The sequence below is a fragment of the Kribbella albertanoniae genome, assembly GCF_004348455.1.
GTDB classification, from domain to species: Bacteria; Actinomycetota; Actinomycetes; order Propionibacteriales; family Kribbellaceae; genus Kribbella; species Kribbella albertanoniae.
The window spans coordinates 1-16,183 of record NZ_SMKA01000227.1 but is presented as its reverse complement, the minus strand read 5'-3'; the positions used below and the strand labels follow the sequence as shown (position 1 = coordinate 16,183).

The window sequence follows — 16,183 nt, the reverse complement described above, 5'->3', positions numbered from 1 at the left end:
GGGTCGGCGAGGGCGGGGCCGTCGTAGTACTGGGACTCGCCGTAGTGCCAGAACCAGTCCTCGCCGGGCTCGAAGCTGCGGACGATGGGGTGGCCGGTCTCGGTGAAGTGAGCCGAGGCATGCTGCGCCGGCGACGAGTCGCAGCACCCGATGTGGCCGCACTCCGCGCACCGCCGCAGGTGGAACCACCACCCGTCGTTGCTCAAACACTCCGCACACCCGGTACCACTCGGCGGAACCGTGCTGTCGATCCCAGAACTCTCCGTCATACCGCACATCTTTACCCGCCCCATCCCCCCAAACAAGCAGCCCCGCGTCGGTAAGGACACGTACTAGTGGTCCGGCTGCCCGTCCGCAGGCGTGCGCCGCGCTCCGCCGGGCGACTACTACGTGTCGTTGGCGACGGATCCTCCGAAGGACAGGAGGTGCCCGCCCGATGGTCGCCTGGGCCACCGGCGGTGAGCCTGGGATCGGTGGGCGGTAGGTCTATACGTCCTGTCCTTGGGGTGATCACCCGGGCCAGGGGATACGAGGTGGGTCGAATGGTCTAGCCGGGTTGCTGGACCATTTCGGCGGTGCCCGTAGATCGTGGATGGGCCGCCCCCGAGAGGAACCCGCCATGCCGTCAGTCCGCCGTCTCGCCATCGCTGCCGTGGTGGCCGCCCTGGCGTTCGCTCCGAATGCCCAAGCCCCGAATGCCCAAGCCAGTACGTCGCCTCCCCAGAAGCAGACCGTCCAGGCCGCGCCCGGGATCGACTACTGGACCGAGCCGTCCAGCACGAGCGTGTTCCGGGACTCCTTGCCCAGCAAGGAATCCGGCCGCTCGATCGCCCTCGACGCCGCGGTCAACGAGGAGGAGAGCGCGCAGATCGTACTGCGCTCGGCTGCCACGTTGAACGTCGACAACGTCAGCTTCGGCAACCTGACCAGTGGCGCGAACACGATCGCCGCCGCCAACCTGTCGTACAACTTCGTCACCTACAAGTACCTGAACGCGAACACGAAGTTCGGCAGCCAGCCGATGTATCCGGCGGTCCGCAAGGCCCCCGGCGACTTCCCGGACCCGCTGTCCAACGCCCGTACGGCGAGTGTCGGCCCCCGGACCGCGTTGTCGATCTGGGTGACGGCTGCCGTACCGAAGGGGACAGCGGCTGGCGTCTACACCGGGACCGTGACGGTTGCCACGAGCAACGGTCCGCTCGAGGTGCCGATCTCGGTCGACGTCCGGGGTGTGACGCTCCCGGACTCGAAGGACCAGGCCTTCGAAACCACCTTGTGGAGCACGTTCTTCGGTGAGATCTCGTGGGCGCCGGAAGGTCAGACGATCGAGGCGACGTACGAGTACCCGCGGTACAGCCCGCAGTACTGGGAGATGCTGGACAAGGTCGCCACCCAGATGAAGCGGCACCGCACGAACACGCTCACCCTGCCACTGGTGAACATGCTGGTCGACGGCAACACGACCGTCACCGACAACAGCGCCGGGACCGGCGTCTACACCTTCGACTGGAGCCGGATCGACGAGGTCATCCAGTTCATGCTGGACCGCGGGGTGGTGAAGCGGCTGGAGGGGTTCTGGGTCTCGGCCGACACCTACAACTGGGGACGCCCGCAGGACGGTATCCGGGAGGTCGAGATCGTCGACGGCACGGGTGGCGAGGGTACGCGCAACTACGTGAACTGGGACTCGGCGAAGGCGAACAACTTCATCGACCAGTTCATCCCCCAGCTGAAGGCACACCTGGACGCGAAGGGCTGGACCGAAGGGCTGAAGTACTGGATGCATGTCGGCGACGAGCCGGGGATCGGTGGCGGTCAGGAAGAGACGGCCTGGCGCGGGATCCTGGCCCGGATGCGGACCAAGTGGCCGACTGTTCGCGTCGGTGACGCGGCGTTCCACGAACCGGTGGCGGCGAGTGTCTCGAAGGAGATGTCGGTCGTCGTCCCGAACCTGCTCAACTACGACGGCAATCAGGCCGCGTACGACGAACTGCGGGCCCAGGGCAAGGATCTGTACTTCTACAACTGCAACATCCCGGTCGGGAACTTCCTCAACCGCTTCATCGACCAGCCGCAGTTCAACCAGCGCCTGACCCCGTGGTACGCGTACTCCCGCGGCGCCAACGGCTACCTGCACTACTCGATGAACGGCTGGCTGGCCAAGCTGGACCAGGAGGAGCCGAAGGGCGACCACTACATCGTCTGGCCGGACAAGGCCAACAACACGATCGAGTCCTCGATCCGGTACGAGTCGCTGCGGGACGGCATCGAGGACTACGAGGTGCTGAATCTCCTCGGCAAGACGGATCCCAAGCTGGCAAGGGATCTGGCGGCTTCCTTGGTTCAGCGCGGCGACAAGTACAGCCCGGACACCGGCTACCAGGCGAGGATCCGGAAGATCGCGTTGGATGCCGCGGCCGGTAAGCCAGTGACCGACCTCGCTGCGGGCAAGACAGTGAGCGCGTCGAGTGCGACCGCAGGACACGAGGCCACAAAGGCGGTTGACGGCAATGACGCTACGAGCTGGCAGCCGGCCGGCTCGGGCGAGCAGTGGTTCCAGGTGGATTTCGGTCGGCAGATCCAGCTCGACGGGATCCGGTTGAACTGGTCCGGTGCCCCGGCGGCCGATTACACGGTCAAGGTGTCCTACAACGGCAGTCGCTGGAGTACGGCGTACGAGGGTGGTGGCGGGACGTTTGCCGGGATCAACGGGAAGGCGCGGTTCGTCCGGATCGAGTTCGGCAGTGGGGTGTCCGGGCTGAAGGGTCTGGAGGTTGCTGGGAACGCGCTGGCGAAGCAGAACCTGCTGGGCGGGCGCAGCTACACGGTCAGTCCGGTGCCGAACAACAAGCCCGACAGTGGATTCGAGTCGACCGACGGTGTGCTGGCCGACGCGCATGACGACGGGCGGACGTACGGTTTCGGGGCCGGGCAGGGGACTGCGACCGTGACGTTCGATCTCGGGTCGGCGCAGAGGATCGACGAGGTTCGGCTGCACGCGTACGAGGAGTATCCGGCGTACCGGCCGGACCGGCTGACGATCGCGACGAGTACGGATGGCACGAACTGGAAGCAGAAGGGCTTCCTGCCGGGTACGCCGAACGACCAGTCGAAGATCTGGTTCCAGTTCGACTTCCCGGAGACCAGTGCGCGCTATGTCCGGGTGACGTTGCAGAAGACGTTCACCAGCGACGCTTCGGTGATGCTGGTCGACGAGATCGAGGCCTATGCGAGTAGCGGGCCGGCCGATCTCGCCGCAGGCGCGCCGTACACGAAGAGCACGCAGCCGCACCCCAACTACCCCGACAGCGGGAACAAGGAGTCGACCGACGGCGTGATCGCCGGCCACCACGAGGACACGTTCAACTACGGCTACACCTTCCCGGTCGGTACGACGGGCCGTGCGCAGGTGACCCTGGATCTGGGGTCCTCGAAGTCGATCGGGCGGATCGAGGTGCACGACAACTACGACGGGGTCACGAAGTACTCGCCGGACGTGGTCCGGATCGCGGCCGGCAACACCCCGGACACGCTGACCGAGCTCGCCACCACGAGCGTCTCGTCGGCGCAGTGGTTCCGGATCCCGGTGCAGACCACGGCGCGGTACGTGCGGGTCGAGTACGAGAAGTACTCGCAGGGCGTCGCCGCCGACTGGATCTTTGTGGACGAGATAGCCGTGTACTGAGCCGAGGGATCCCGGTCGGCGCGTCACGACACATACCCAGTGAGAACCCCCGATGGGGGACGATCTGGAGGTGGTGACGTGACGATAGCGCCGGCTGGGATACCCGAGGGGTTGCCGAGGACGATGAGCGACGCGGAGCTCTGGCGGCGGGCGGTCGAGGGGGAGACGGAGGCGTTCGGTGCCCTGTTCGACCGGCACGCGAAGGCGGTCTACAACTTCGTCTTCCGGCGGCTGGCCTCGTGGAGTGATGCCGAGGACCTGACGTCGCTGGTGTTCCTGCACGCCTGGCGGCGCCGGGCCGAGGTGGTTCTGGTCCATGACTCAGCCCTCCCGTGGCTGTTGCGGACAGCCGATTACGTGCTGCGCAACGAGTGGCGCAAACAGCACTTCCGGCGGCTCAACCTGCTCCGCCAAGGACCGGCCGCCGACGAGCCGGACCATGCCGAACGGGTCGCCGCCCGGATCGACGACGAGCGCGAGGCGAAGCGGTTGCGGGCGTTGCTGCGCAAGCTGCCGCGGCACGAGCGCGAGATCGTCGAACTCTGCTTCTGGTCGGGGCTCGACGCGGCGGCCGCCGCTGTTGCCCTCGACATCCCGCTCGGCACCGTGAAGTCCCGGATGTCGCGCGCCCGCAAACGTCTTCGCGACCTGAGCGTCGCCGGGGAGGAACTGTCATGAGAGAACTACTCAACCGTCGTCCCGACCAGCCGCTCCCGCCCGGCCGGCACGACCAGCTCCGCGCCGAGCTGCTCGACGCACTCGAGACCGAACAAGCCGGTACGTCGCGCCGCGTGCTGGTGCCGGTTGCCGCAGCTGCCGCGGTTCTGCTGGTCGTCTCAGGCCTGGCCGTCGCCGGATCGGCGCTGAAGAAGGACGACGCCGGTACGCCGGTCGCCGGGCAGGCGCAGATCCAGGAGCTGCCGACCGACGCGGCCAACAAGTTGCAGAGCCAATGTCTGGCCGAGGCCAAGCGAATCACGGCGAACGGCATCAAGCAGCCGTTCCGCGACTACACGGTTGTCCGGACCTTCGAGATCACCGGCGTCCAGGATCCGAAGGTCGTCAACACCTGGCTGATCGGCAAGGGGACGGCACCGATGGGCCTGAACGGGGAGCCGGTGGGGTACTTCTGGCTCTGCAGCCGCACCGCGGGCGGGGTGATCAGCGAATCGAGCGTCCGGACCCCACAGACGGACAAGCTGGTGGATCTGCCGGTGCGCCCGATCGCCCGGAACGCGGGTGTGGTCGCCGCTCCGGTCGTGCGGGTGACGGTCGAGCTCGCGGGCGAGCCGGCGCAGGAGGCGCACCTGCTGGACGGGTTCTGGTTCGCGGCCACCGAAGGCCGCGTCAATTGGGGTCCGTACGACAAGGCGGACCCGGCGGCGAAGACTGCCGTGATCCGTGGCTACGACGCCGGCGGTCAGCAGATCTTCGCGAGCACCGACAAGCACCCGAACTGCCAGTCGCTCTGGGACTTTACCGGCAAGCGGCGCGGCAACGTGGTGCAGACGGATCCGCCCGAGCCGGTCTGCCCGACCTTTCCCTGGCCGTAGCGATCAGGTGCTGAACCGGACGCTCTGCCCGGGGCGGAGTTGGGCGCAGGCGGGGAGGGACGCCGTACTGACGTAGGCGATCACTGGGTAGCCGCCGGTGACGGGGTGGTCGGCGAGGAAGATGACGGGGAGGCCGGACGGTGGGATCTGGATCGCGCCGAGGGCCATGCCTTCGCTGGAGAGTTCGCCTGCGCGGGAGCGCTCCAGCGGGGTGCCGTCGAGGCGGACGCCGACCCGGTTGCTGTTGCTGCTGACGTCGTAGGGCTGGCTGAGGAACGACGACCAGCCGGTGTCGGTGAACCAGTCGCGGCGGGGACCGGCGGTCACGCGGACGAGCACAAAGCCGGCGGCGGGGTCCGCGACCGGGGCGAGGTCGACGCCCGGCATCGGTCCGCACTCGCTGCCGACCGCGAGCGACGTACCGGCTTGGAGAGGCGCGGGGCCGAGGCCGGACAGCAGGTCGGTCGAGCGGGAACCGAGCACAGCCGGTACGTCGATTCCGCCGCGAACCGCGACGTACGTCCGCAGACCGGACCGCGGCGGACCGAACCGCAGTACCGTGCCGGCACGCACGATCGACGGCGCATTGAGCGGCACGCCGGTGCACGGAGCGCCCGTCACTGCGATCGTCAGGTCTGTGTCGGCGTGCAGGACGAGTCCGCCGAAGGTGATTTCCAGCGCGGCCGCACCCACGTGGTTTCCAACCAACCGGTTGGATAGTGCATATGAGGCCGGGTCGCAGGCACCCGAGGCTGGGACGCCCAGAGCTGCCTGACCGATCCGACCGGCGTCCTGGATCGTTGCCAACGGCCCCGTTTCCAAGACGGTGATCACGTGCGGCCCGCGTCGACGAAGCGGACCCGGCGGCCCGGGTGGAACAGGGCGGCGGGATCGCGTTGCTGGTCGAAGATCTTCAGGTCGGTACGCCCGATCAGCTGCCAGCCGCCGGGCGATTCCCGCGGATAGACCCCGCTGAACTCACCGGCCAGCCCGACCGCCCCGACCGGGACCTTGGTGCGTGGTGACGAACGACGGGGGATGTTCCAGTCCGCCGTACCGGTCAGGTAGCCGAAGCCGGGAGCGAATCCGCAGAACGCCACCGTCCACTCCTCGCCGGTATGGCGCTCGACGACCTCGGCCGCATCGCATCCGAGCAGCTCGGCCACATCGGCAAGGTCGGCGCCGTCGTACACAACTGGGACCTCCAGCAGATCGCCAACGCTGCGGTCGGAGGTCGTTGGCTCTACAGCGAGCAGATGACCGCGCAGGGCATCGAGCCCACCTGTGGTCGTGACGAGCACAGTCCGCGCGGCCGGGACGATGTCGACGGTGCTGGGTGGCGGGTCGGCGAGCAGTGCGGCGTAGTAGCCGAGCACGTGGTCGAGGTCGTCGAGCTCGACCAGCAGCGCCTGGTCGCCCGCGGGCAGGATCCGCATCAGCGACCGAACGGGCTCAGCGTGACGCCGGCATCCTCCAGTGCGGCCCGAACCCGGCGCGCGATCCCGACTGCGCCCGGGGTGTCGCCGTGCACGCAAATCGAGGCTGCATCGACTGTCAGCTCACCACCTGCGCTGTCGGTGATCGGCCGGCCGGTCGCCATCGCCGTACAGCGGGCTGCGATCTCGTCGGCGTCGTGCAGCACCGATCCGGCCTCGCGACGGGACACCAGCGTGCCCTCGGGGGTGTAGGCGCGGTCAGCGAAGGCTTCGTGGATCACGGTGAGGCCGGCCTCGGCGGCAAGGCGGAGCCAGGCCGAGCCGGGCAGACCGAGTACGGGGAGCGTGCGGTCATAGTCGGCGACCGCGCCGACGACGGCTGCGGCCTGGGCCTCGTGGTGACCGATCGTGTTGTAGAGGGCGCCGTGGGGTTTCACGTAGCGGACGCGGTCCCCGGCGATCCGTGCGAACGCGTCCAGGGCGCCGAGCTGGTAGACGATCTCGTCGCGCAACGCATCCGGCTCGATATCGACGAACCGCCGTCCGAAGCCGGCCTTGTCGGCGTACCCGACGTGGGCGCCGATGGCGACCCCGCGCTCGACCGCCTGGGCGGTCACGCGGCGCATGATCGAGGGGTCGCCGGCGTGGAAGCCGCAGGCCACGTTGGCGCTCGTGACGACGTCGAGCAGCGCACTGTCATCACCCATCGGCCAGGAGCCGAAGCCCTCGCCCAGATCTGCATTGAGGTCCATGAGCATCCTCCTCAGCTGGTGCGTCTGAGCCTAGAGATTGTTCAACAATCCTGCAAGAGGCTTGTTCTACTTTCCCTGGTGACCTGTGGTGCGCGATGATGCCGCCATGACTACGGGTGAGGCCGACGGCAACCGGCAAGCGTGGTTGCGGACAGTGGCCGCCGATGTGGCGCGGCTGGACCGCAGCAGCTCTGCCGAGCGGGCCGCCGACATCCTCCGTCGCAGTATCACCGAAGGCGCACTCCCGCCCGGTGCCCAGCTGTCCGAGGTCGAACTGACCGAGGTCCTGGAGGTCAGCCGGAACACGCTGCGCGAGGCGTTCCGGCTGCTGACCCACGAGGGCCTGCTGATCTACAAACTGCACCGCGGCGTCTTCGTCCCCGAGCTGGACGAGGCCGATGTGGTCGACCTGTACCGGTTGCGCCGGGTGCTCGAGGTCGATGTCGTGCGCGGTCTCGCCGACCGCGACCCCGAGTTGCCCTCGGCTCGGCTCGAGCCGCTCGCCGATGATGTCGAGGCCGCTCAGGCGGCTGCCCTCGCGGACCGCTGGCCGGCCGTCGGTACGGCGAACATGCGGTTCCACCAGCACTTGATCGGCCTGGCCGACAGTGCGCGGATGGATGCGATGACCGGCCGCCTGCTCGCGGAGCTGCGACTCCTCTTCCATGTGATCGCGACGCCCCGTGAGCTGCACGAGCCCTACATCGCCCGCAACCGGGCCCTCTTCGAGCTCCTCGAAGCCCGCCGGTACGACGAGGCCGCCGCGAACCTGAACCAGTACCTGCTCGACTCCGAAATCGCCATCCTCGAAGCCTTCCGCGCCCGTTGATCCATAAAGGCTTGCGCGGCCACGGTGCGACCTGAGTTGATGGTTGTATGAGCGACGAGCGGACCGATCAGACGCCCAAGTCCTACCGCCCCATCGACGCCAAGGGTTTCCGCGAGTCCATCGCGCGGGGCTGGGGGCCGGTGGACCGGTCCGTCAGCCTGCCGGCCGGGCTGGCCGAAGCGGCTGCCGAGCATCGGCGCAAGCTTTCCGCGGCGCTGCCGGGCCGCCGGATCGCGCTCGGTGCCGGACATGCACCGGTGCGGTCCAACGACACCGACTACGACTTCCGCGCCGACAGCGACTTCGTCTGGCTGACCGGCTGCCAGGCCCAGGGCGCCGTACTGGTGCTGTCGGCGGACGGTGACGCCACCCTGTACCTGCGGGAGGCGGCCGGGCCGGAGGAGGCGGACTTCTTCGCGAACGCGCGCGACGGCGAGCTGTGGATCGGCCCGGTGCCGGGTCTGAAGGACTGGTCGGAGGCGCTGCAGATTGCCTGCCGCCCGATCGAGGAGCTGCCGTCGGCGGTGCGTGGCGCGGTTCCGTTCATGCTCTCGGTGCCCGGGGTCGACCCGATGCTCGACGCGTTGGTGCGGACCTCGCCGCACGACGGGAACGCGCTGCGGCAGTCCATCGCCGAGCTGCGCCGGATCAAGGACGACTGGGAGCTGGACCAGCTGCGCGATGCCGTCTCGGCGAGTGTGCTCGCGTTCGAGGATGTGGCACGCGAGCTGCCGGAGGCCATCCGTGGCGGCGGCGAGCGCTGGCTGCAGGGCACCTTCGACCGGCGCGCACGGACTGCCGGCAACGGCGTCGGCTACGCGTCGATCGTTGCCGCTGGCAAGCATGCGCCGGTGCTGCACTGGGTCCGGAACGACGGTGCGGTGAACGAGGGCGACGTGATTCTGCTCGACGCCGGCGTCGAGACCCGCACGCTCTACACGGCGGATGTGACCCGGACGTTCCCGGCCACCGGTGAGTACACCGCGGCTCAGCGGCAGGTTCACGACCTCGTGCACAAGGCGCAGCTCGCCTCACGCGATGCGGTCAAGGCAGGAGCGCCGTACCGGGCCTTCCAGCATGCCGCGATGGTCGTCCTGGCCGAGGGACTGCGGGACTGGGGTCTGCTCGACGTGTCGCTCGACGAACTGCTCGGGCCGGACGGCCAACAGCACCGGCGGTTCATCGTCTGCGGGACCGGTCACTACATCGGTCTCGACGTCCACGACTGCGACGCGGCCCGGCCGGAGACGTACTTCGCCGGCGAGATCGAAGCCGGTATGGCGCTCGCCGTCGAGCCCGGGCTGTACTTCCACCCGAACGACGAGACCGTACCGCCGGAGCTGCGCGGGATCGGGATGCGGATCGAGGACAACGTCGTCGTCCACTCCGACCGGCTCGAGATACTTACTGACGGTCTGCCGATCGACACTCACGGCCTCGAAAAGTGGACCCAGAAGCACCTTAACCATAAGTAGTCATACGATCACTTAAAATTATTGGTGACGTGCAGTAACACATTCCGGCGCGAACCCGATGTAGTCGTCGGGGAGGGTCGAACTCGGCCTGGCGCGTGACAGTGGGGGCCGCGGTCACGCGCCGGCCGAATTCCGACACCGGATCAGGGGAGATCCACCGGGGGAGTAGCCATGAATCTGCGAGTGCGAGTCGTCCACTACGGCCAGCGGCACTGGTACGCCGACATCGACGATGCCGACGATCCACAGCCCGACGACCCCTTCTGGTACGTCGACCACTGCCGTACCCAGACGCAAGCCCTCGACGCTGCCTGCGCCGCGTTGATCACCCTCTCGACCCGAGCCCGCCGAGGCGACCGCCTGTACCGCGTCCTGGAGATCACCGGCGTCGCGGTCTAAGCCCTGGTCCAGTTGCGGCGTACCGGGCGGCGGTGGTGCGGACGGCCTCGTCGACCACCTGAGCGACGCGTTCGGCGCTCACCTGCCAGCCCGGCACCAGGAGCGTCGGCCAGAAGACGTAGTTGGAGATCATGCCCAGGAACTGGGTGGCTGCGAGGTCCACATCCTCGACCTGCACCGTTCCCGCCTCGTGCTCAGCCAGGAGGTAGCTGCGGACGGACTCGAAGTAGGGCATCTTCCCGTGCGAGAACTGCGCATGGGCCAGCTCGGGGAACCGCGGCAGCTCGGCGATGACGATCCTGAACAGGTCGGTCATCTGGGCACGGCCCAACAGCTCGGCGTAACGGCGACCGATGATGCCGAGCCCGTCGACGATGTTGCCTGCCGGTGGAGGATCCTCCTCGTCAGCGGTCGACCAGGACTCGGTCACGATGGCGTCGAACAGGGCTGCCTTGCTCGGAAACTGCTTGAACAAGGTGGCCCGCGAAACGCCTGAGCGCTCTGCGATCCGCGCCAGCGACGTCCGGTCGTAGCCCAACTCGAGAAACAGTGCGGTCGCGGCCGCCACGATCAGCGCGCGCTTCTCCTGGGCGACGCGCTGGTGGTACGTCGATACGACCCTGCTCATGGGCCGAGCATACGAGGTGAGTGGCTTGACTCACCACTCCCGCCGACCTACTGTCGAAGGGTGGTGAGTCGACCGGCTCACCACTGGCCGACGTACCGAAGGAACATCTATGCCCCGCTTCGACAACCAGACTGTGCTCGTGACCGGTGGGACCGGCGGGCAGGGAGCGAGCCACGTGCGCGCCTTCCACGCGGAGGGAGCGAACGTGGTGATCGGCGACATCGACGCCGAACGTGGCGCCGCCCTCGCCGCCGAGCTCGGGACCCGCGCTCACTTCATCCGCCTCGACGTCACCGACGAGAGCTCGTGGTGCGCCGCTGTGCTGGCCGCCGAGAGCGCCTTCGGCGCCCTGAACGTGCTCGTCAACAACGCGGGTGTGCAGAACCCGCCGGCGCCGATCGAGAAGACGGACCAGGCCACGTGGTCGCGGATCCTCGACATCAACCTCACCGGGACCTTCCTCGGCATCAAGGTCGCAGCCCCCGCTCTGCGCCGCGCAGGAGGGGGAGCCATCGTCAACATCGCCTCGACCATGAGCCTGGGCGGCACGGCGCACTACGCGCCGTACGTCGCCAGCAAGTGGGCCGTGCGCGGTCTCACCCGAACGGCAGCGCTCGAGCTCGGCCGCGACAACATTCGCGTGAACACCATCCACCCCGGCGTGATCGCGACCTCCTTCATCCACGAACCAGCAGTTGGCGCCACCGTGGCAATCGCCGACTTCTACTCCCCCGAGCCGTTCGCCATCCCCCGGCTTGGAGAGCCGACGGACGTCAGCCGGCTTCTCTTGTTCCTCACGTCATCGGACGCGTCGTTCATCACAGGTTCGGAGTACGTCATCGACGGTGGGCTCCTGCTAGGGCCCGCCCTGCAGACCGAGGCCGCGTGAGCAGTCCAGATGTGACCGGATGGGACGTGTCTTTGTCGCACCTGCCCGACCACATCCGGCGAGCCATCGAGATCACCCCCGCTGCGGGCACCAGCGAACGGATCATCGACATCACGACGCTGGGGCGCCGCACCGGCCGGGCGCGCCGCATCGAGATCTTCTTCTACCGAGCTGCGGGCACCACCTACCTGTGTAGCGGTGCCGGCGGTGCCGCGACCGACTGGCATGCGAACCTTCTCGCCAATCCCACCTTCACCTTCCACCTCAAGAACGGGATCCGTGCAGATCTGCCTGCACGGGCCACGCCGGTCACCGACCCAGCTGAACGTCAGGCCGTGCTGGCGGAGATCGTCGCGGATCTCAACCAGCCCCACGACCCTGGCACCATCCGGCCGACACGACTCGAGGACTGGGCTGACAGTCGGCTGATGCGCATCAGCTTCCGCCATCGTCCGTCATCGCGGCCCCCCGCCTCGTCGAGCTAGTGGATCCAGATCGCGCCGCCGTCGTACTCGACGCACTCGATGTGCTCACAACGCCAGTCGTTCGAGTCGAGCCATTCGACGGTGGTCCGGCTGTCGCGTGTGTGGATGGCAAGTAGATCGTTCAGCGAAACCCACAGCGTGGTTGTGGGTGGTCGGCACGGCCAGTCGGCCCGAGGATGTGGAGCTGTATCGCCGGCAGTTCGCCGTACTGAAGAAGGCGACTGACCATCACCCGGTCGGTGGTACGGCGGGGCAGGTTGTGCCGGGGGTGGGGACTGTGCGGTTGATGAGGTAGGTGTCGATGGTGGTGGTCATGCAGGGGGTTTTGTTGTAGCTGCCGTGGCCCCAGCCTTCGTAGGTGAGGAGGAGGCCGTGGCGGCCTAGCTGGCGTTGGACGTTCTGGGCCATCCAGTACGCCGTGGCCGGGTCGTGGCGGGCGTTGGCGAGGAGGATCGGCGTCTTGAGGTGGTCGACGTCCAGGCGGTGTTGGGGGTTGTTGGCTTTGGGGGCGCCTAGGCAGAGCGAGATGGCCATGAACTGGCCGGGGTACGGCATGTCCGGGTTGTTGCGGGCCAGCCGGTCCATGAGGGCGGCGTACTCGGGGTAGGTGCCGACTCGCAGGTTCCAGTCCTGGCAGAACGGGACCAGGGAATGGGCGACGAGTTCGGTGGTCGGTGGTGGCGGGGTGGGGATGACGCCCTTCTGGAGGGTCGTGGCGAGTGCGTTCCACTGGGGGCCGTAGAGCATCCGGAAGACCGCGAAGGACGCCATGAACGGGTTGGCCGCTTCGTTCCGGAGCTTGGCCCAGCGGGCGCGAACGTCCTGGCCGTGCAGGGCGCAGGTCGTCGTACGGTCGCACCAGTCGACGAACTCGTCGAACGAGTCCTGGACGGACGCGGCCTGCGGATCGAGGAATTCGCGCGGTGTCGCGAGACTGTGGTCGAGCACGCTCTCCAGGACCATCGCGCGCACCCGGTGCGGGTAGGTCTCGGCGTACTGCGGGCCGAGGACGGTGCCGTACGAGCTGCCGTAGAAGGTGATCTGCCGCTCGCCCAGTGCGCGGCGGATCGCATCGACGTCGCGGACGGTCTGCCAGGTGTCGACGTGGTCGTAGAGCGGGCCGGTGTGCTTGCGGCAGTCGTCGGCAAGCCGGCGGTTGTAGTCGATCAGCGCGTCGAATCCGGCCTGGTCGCGGATGATCGGTGACGGCATCTCGGCGTACAGGCTTGCGGTGCACATGATCGGGTTGCTGCGGGCGATCCCGCGCGGGTCGAAGCTGACGATGTCGAAGCGGTTCTGCAGTTCGGGGCTGAAGCGTTCCATCCCGGTCTTGATCCGGTCGACACCTGAGTCACCCGGACCGCCGGGTCCGAACACGAGTACGCCGACCCGCTGGCCTTTCGCCGTACGGCGGGCGATCTCGAGGGTGAAGGTCGGACCGCTCGGCTTCCGCCAGTCGACGGGGAGCTGGAGCGCCGCGCACTCCGAGCCCTTGACCTCCTCAGGGTCGTCCTTGCCCTCGGCCTTGCATGCCGACCACCGCACGGTGGGCGCGGCGGCCGAGGCCGGGAGTACGGCGAGACTGGTCGCGGTGACTGTCAGGACCACACCCCACGCGGTGGTCCTGAGCAGCGTTCTCGTATTCATCACCTCCCCGATCCTTCGGTAATCGCTTGCTGCCGCACATCGGGGAGAACCCCTTGGACCACCCCGGACCGGCTTTGGGGGACTTGTTAGGGTCGGGCGCGATGACACACTCACGGTGGTTCCGGGCAGTGGCGATCGCCGAGGCGATCTCGTGGACCGGTCTGTTGATCGGGATGCTGTTCAAGTACGTGCTGTCCGACAACGAGGTCGGCGTGAAGATCTTCGGCCCGATCCACGGCGGCATCTTCGTCGTGTACGTCGTGACGGTTCTGATCGTCCGGGGTCCGCTGCGCTGGTCGTGGCCGGTCACCCTGGCGGCGCTGGCCGCGAGTGTTCCGCCGCTGTTCACCTGGTTCTTCGAGATCTGGGCAGTACGCACCGGCCGGATTGACGCCGGGCCGAAGGCCGCCGTACCGTCGCGTCCGGAAGCTAACTCAACAGCCGCATGAACCCGTGCGGGAGAGACCCGGCCGTTTGAGCCGGGCGCCGTAGGAGCAACTCTCCCCAAGAATCTCTCAGGCACCTTCACCGTACGGGCGAGGCACCTCTGAAGGACAACAGTCCAACAGAGTGGGGAGGACACCACTCTCGGTCAACGTCGACCGGAAGGGACCTCCGCATCATGGCGATCAGTGTCTTCGACCTGTTCAGTATCGGGATCGGCCCGTCGAGCTCACATACCGTGGGACCGATGCGCGCGGCCCGCACGTTCGTACTCGGCCTCCAGGACGCCGGTCTGCTGACCGCGACGGCCAGGGTCGAATCGCAGTTGTTCGGCTCGCTCGGGGCGACCGGGCACGGCCACGGCAGCAACAAGGCGGTGCTGCTCGGCCTCGAGGGTGAAGACCCCGAGACCGTGGCGACGCACTCCGTCGACGCCCGCGTCGAGACGATCCGCGAGCGCGGCCGGCTGCGGCTGGCCGGCGTCCACGAGATCGCGTACGACGACAACACCGACCTGATCATGCATCGTCGGAAGGCCCTTCCGTACCACCCGAACGGGATGTCCTTCCTGGCCCGTGGGGCAGATGGTGAGGTCCTGCGGGAGCGCACGTACTACTCGGTCGGCGGCGGGTTCGTGGTCGACGAGAACGCGGCGGCCGGGGATCGGATCGTGCCGGACAGCACGGTGCTGAAGTACCCGTTCCTGAGCGGTGCCGAGCTGCTGGATCGTTGCCGCGAGTCCGGGTTGTCGATCGGTGAGGTGATGCTCGCCAACGAGCTCGCCTGGCGGACCGAGGAAGAGATCCACAGCGGTCTGCTGAAGATCTGGCAGGTGATGCAGGACTGCGTCAAGGAAGGCTGCGAGACCGAGGGCGTGCTGCCCGGTGGTCTGAAGGTGCCGCGGCGGGCGCATGCATTGCACGGCAAGCTCACCCGCGATCCGTGGTCGGTCGATCCGCTGAAGGTGATGGACTGGGTGAACCTGTTCGCCCTCGCGGTCAACGAGCAGAACGCGTCCGGCGGCCGGATCGTCACCGCTCCGACGAATGGTGCCGCGGGCATCATTCCCGCCGTACTGCATTACTACCGGCGGTTCATCCCGGGTGCGACCGACGACGGGTGCGTCCGGTTCCTGCTGGTTGCTGCGGCGATCGGCGTTCTGTACAAGGAGAATGCGTCCATCTCCGGGGCCGAAGTCGGTTGCCAGGGCGAGGTCGGTTCAGCCTGCTCGATGGCCGCGGCCGGGTTGTGTGAACTCCTCGGCGGTACGCCGGAACAGGTGGAGAACGCGGCCGAGATCGCGATGGAACACAACCTCGGTCTCACCTGCGACCCGGTCGGCGGGCTCGTCCAGATCCCGTGTATCGAGCGGAACGCAATGGCCGCGGTCAAGGCGATCAACGCCGCGCGGATGGCGATGCACGGCGACGGCGTCCACGTCGTCACCCTCGACAAGGTCATCAAAACCATGCGCGAGACCGGCGCCGACATGAAGATCAAGTACAAGGAAACCTCCCGCGGCGGCCTGGCCGTCAACGTCATCGAATGCTGACCTGACCAGCTGGGTCATCCTCCTAAGCACAGGACGTATAGGCCTACCGGACGCCCCTGCCACGCTCACCGCAGACCGTTCGGTGGTCCAGTGGACGTATACGTCCTGTCCGTCGGAGGATCGATGCCGCTCAGGGGTGGGTGGTGCTGAGGATGGTTTGGGTTACTTGGGTTGGGGCGTCGTTCATGGGGACGTGGCCGCAGTTGAGGAGGGGGATCATCCGGGCCTGGGGGAGTTGGAGGTGGGCCCGGGCGGCTTGGATGGGGAGGAGGACTCGGTCGTGGGTGCCCCAGGCGATGGTGACGGGGACGTTGGGGACGTCGCCTTCGAAGGTGGTGCCGCGGCGGGCGTGGGCGGCTACGCGGTCGAAGGCCGCGCAGTCGCGGAGGGCACGGGACTCGGCGACTAC

Annotated in this window: 17 protein-coding genes and 1 riboswitch; of the genes, 10 read left to right on the top strand and 7 right to left on the bottom strand. The window is 67.7% G+C overall.

The genetic code is table 11. From position 1 onward, the window contains the following. The coding region (locus E1261_RS34000; protein ID WP_132413800.1) for a UBP-type zinc finger domain-containing protein at positions 1-269 on the bottom strand (269 nt) is incomplete at its 3' end. A 350-nt stretch (positions 270-619) separates the two neighbouring features. Here E1261_RS34000 and E1261_RS33995 point away from each other — a divergent pair. The 3 genes from E1261_RS33995 (at position 620) to E1261_RS33985 (ending at position 5,238) form a co-directional block, all read left to right on the top strand. Continuing rightward, on the top strand, positions 620-3,685 hold the full coding sequence (locus tag E1261_RS33995; protein ID WP_132413799.1) for a glycoside hydrolase domain-containing protein: 3,066 nt from the start codon (positions 620-622) through the stop codon (positions 3,683-3,685). 123 nt (positions 3,686-3,808) lie between these two features. Next, a complete protein-coding gene (locus tag E1261_RS33990; RefSeq protein ID WP_132413798.1) occupies positions 3,809-4,363 on the top strand; it encodes an RNA polymerase sigma factor in 555 nt (184 codons plus the stop codon). Further along, entirely contained in the window at positions 4,360-5,238 is an 879-nt protein-coding gene (locus E1261_RS33985) for a hypothetical protein (RefSeq protein ID WP_132413797.1), read from the top strand. The genes E1261_RS33990 and E1261_RS33985 overlap by 4 nt, the downstream gene beginning before the upstream one ends. Before the next feature lie 3 nt (positions 5,239-5,241). On the opposite strand, the gene E1261_RS33980 is transcribed toward E1261_RS33985, so the two are convergent. The 3 genes from E1261_RS33980 to E1261_RS33970 are packed head-to-tail and all read right to left on the bottom strand — an operon-like array spanning position 5,242 to position 7,426. Continuing rightward, positions 5,242-6,072, bottom strand: coding sequence for a 5-oxoprolinase subunit C family protein (locus E1261_RS33980; RefSeq protein WP_132413796.1), 831 nt, complete (start codon positions 6,070-6,072; stop codon positions 5,242-5,244). Next, positions 6,069-6,674, bottom strand: coding sequence for a 5-oxoprolinase subunit B family protein (locus tag E1261_RS33975; RefSeq protein WP_132413795.1), 606 nt, complete (start codon positions 6,672-6,674; stop codon positions 6,069-6,071). The genes E1261_RS33980 and E1261_RS33975 overlap by 4 nt, the downstream gene beginning before the upstream one ends. Continuing rightward, complete coding sequence (locus E1261_RS33970) at positions 6,674-7,426, bottom strand: LamB/YcsF family protein (protein ID WP_202875269.1); 753 nt, start codon at positions 7,424-7,426, stop codon at positions 6,674-6,676. Before E1261_RS33970 ends, E1261_RS33975 begins: the two co-directional genes overlap by 1 nt. A gap of 106 nt (positions 7,427-7,532) precedes the next feature. On the opposite strand from E1261_RS33970, the gene E1261_RS33965 reads away from it, so the two are divergent. From E1261_RS33965 to E1261_RS33955, 3 genes are all read left to right on the top strand, one after another. Further along, entirely contained in the window at positions 7,533-8,255 is a 723-nt protein-coding gene (locus E1261_RS33965; protein WP_132413793.1) for a GntR family transcriptional regulator, read from the top strand. A gap of 47 nt (positions 8,256-8,302) precedes the next feature. Further along, positions 8,303-9,730, top strand: a complete 1,428-nt coding sequence (locus E1261_RS33960) for an aminopeptidase P family protein (RefSeq protein ID WP_132413792.1) — start codon at positions 8,303-8,305, stop codon at positions 9,728-9,730. A 171-nt stretch (positions 9,731-9,901) separates the two neighbouring features. Beyond that, entirely contained in the window at positions 9,902-10,129 is a 228-nt protein-coding gene (locus tag E1261_RS33955) for a hypothetical protein (RefSeq protein WP_132413791.1), read from the top strand. Here E1261_RS33955 and E1261_RS33950 read toward each other — a convergent pair. After that, the gene (locus tag E1261_RS33950) at positions 10,110-10,757 is read right to left on the bottom strand and encodes a TetR/AcrR family transcriptional regulator (RefSeq protein ID WP_132413790.1); all 648 of its coding nucleotides are present in this window, start codon (positions 10,755-10,757) and stop codon (positions 10,110-10,112) included. The genes E1261_RS33955 and E1261_RS33950 overlap by 20 nt on opposite strands. A gap of 109 nt (positions 10,758-10,866) precedes the next feature. On the opposite strand from E1261_RS33950, the gene E1261_RS33945 reads away from it, so the two are divergent. Together E1261_RS33945 and E1261_RS33940 are read left to right on the top strand one after the other, a co-directional pair. Beyond that, positions 10,867-11,646: a glucose 1-dehydrogenase gene (locus tag E1261_RS33945; protein ID WP_132413789.1), complete on the top strand. Its 780-nt coding sequence runs from the start codon at positions 10,867-10,869 to the stop codon at positions 11,644-11,646. Next, positions 11,643-12,131 (top strand): nitroreductase/quinone reductase family protein, encoded by a 489-nt coding sequence (locus E1261_RS33940; RefSeq protein WP_132413788.1) that lies wholly within the window; start codon positions 11,643-11,645, stop codon positions 12,129-12,131. Before E1261_RS33945 ends, E1261_RS33940 begins: the two co-directional genes overlap by 4 nt. A gap of 228 nt (positions 12,132-12,359) precedes the next feature. On the opposite strand, the gene E1261_RS33935 is transcribed toward E1261_RS33940, so the two are convergent. Beyond that, positions 12,360-13,778, bottom strand: a complete 1,419-nt coding sequence (locus E1261_RS33935) for an alpha/beta fold hydrolase (protein ID WP_132413787.1) — start codon at positions 13,776-13,778, stop codon at positions 12,360-12,362. 101 nt (positions 13,779-13,879) lie between these two features. Here E1261_RS33935 and E1261_RS33930 point away from each other — a divergent pair, with 101 nt between their 5' ends. Next, positions 13,880-14,227 carry a DUF3817 domain-containing protein gene (locus tag E1261_RS33930; RefSeq protein ID WP_132413786.1) on the top strand — a complete coding sequence of 116 codons (348 nt, stop codon included), beginning with the start codon at positions 13,880-13,882 and terminating at the stop codon, positions 14,225-14,227. Then, positions 14,225-14,319, top strand: a riboswitch (glycine riboswitch). It overlaps the preceding gene by 3 nt. Before the next feature lie 81 nt (positions 14,320-14,400). Next, positions 14,401-15,774: an L-serine ammonia-lyase gene (locus E1261_RS33925; protein ID WP_132413785.1), complete on the top strand. Its 1,374-nt coding sequence runs from the start codon at positions 14,401-14,403 to the stop codon at positions 15,772-15,774. A 130-nt stretch (positions 15,775-15,904) separates the two neighbouring features. Here E1261_RS33925 and E1261_RS33920 read toward each other — a convergent pair. Then, positions 15,905-16,183: alpha/beta fold hydrolase (locus E1261_RS33920; protein ID WP_132413784.1), on the bottom strand; the 279-nt coding region annotated here is incomplete at its 5' end.

Coding starts and splice junctions, on each gene's coding strand:
- E1261_RS33960 (WP_132413792.1), top strand. CDS start 8,303: ATGAGCGACGAGCGGACCGATCAGACGCCCAAGTCCTACCGCCCCATC.
- E1261_RS33970 (WP_202875269.1), bottom strand. CDS start 7,426: ATGGACCTCAATGCAGATCTGGGCGAGGGCTTCGGCTCCTGGCCGATG.
- E1261_RS33955 (WP_132413791.1), top strand. CDS start 9,902: ATGAATCTGCGAGTGCGAGTCGTCCACTACGGCCAGCGGCACTGGTAC.
- E1261_RS33990 (WP_132413798.1), top strand. CDS start 3,809: ATGAGCGACGCGGAGCTCTGGCGGCGGGCGGTCGAGGGGGAGACGGAG.
- E1261_RS33925 (WP_132413785.1), top strand. CDS start 14,401: ATGGCGATCAGTGTCTTCGACCTGTTCAGTATCGGGATCGGCCCGTCG.
- E1261_RS33975 (WP_132413795.1), bottom strand. CDS start 6,674: ATGCGGATCCTGCCCGCGGGCGACCAGGCGCTGCTGGTCGAGCTCGAC.
- E1261_RS33985 (WP_132413797.1), top strand. CDS start 4,360: ATGAGAGAACTACTCAACCGTCGTCCCGACCAGCCGCTCCCGCCCGGC.
- E1261_RS33950 (WP_132413790.1), bottom strand. CDS start 10,757: ATGAGCAGGGTCGTATCGACGTACCACCAGCGCGTCGCCCAGGAGAAG.
- E1261_RS33935 (WP_132413787.1), bottom strand. CDS start 13,778: ATGAATACGAGAACGCTGCTCAGGACCACCGCGTGGGGTGTGGTCCTG.
- E1261_RS33965 (WP_132413793.1), top strand. CDS start 7,533: ATGACTACGGGTGAGGCCGACGGCAACCGGCAAGCGTGGTTGCGGACA.
- E1261_RS33930 (WP_132413786.1), top strand. CDS start 13,880: ATGACACACTCACGGTGGTTCCGGGCAGTGGCGATCGCCGAGGCGATC.
- E1261_RS33995 (WP_132413799.1), top strand. CDS start 620: ATGCCGTCAGTCCGCCGTCTCGCCATCGCTGCCGTGGTGGCCGCCCTG.
- E1261_RS33945 (WP_132413789.1), top strand. CDS start 10,867: ATGCCCCGCTTCGACAACCAGACTGTGCTCGTGACCGGTGGGACCGGC.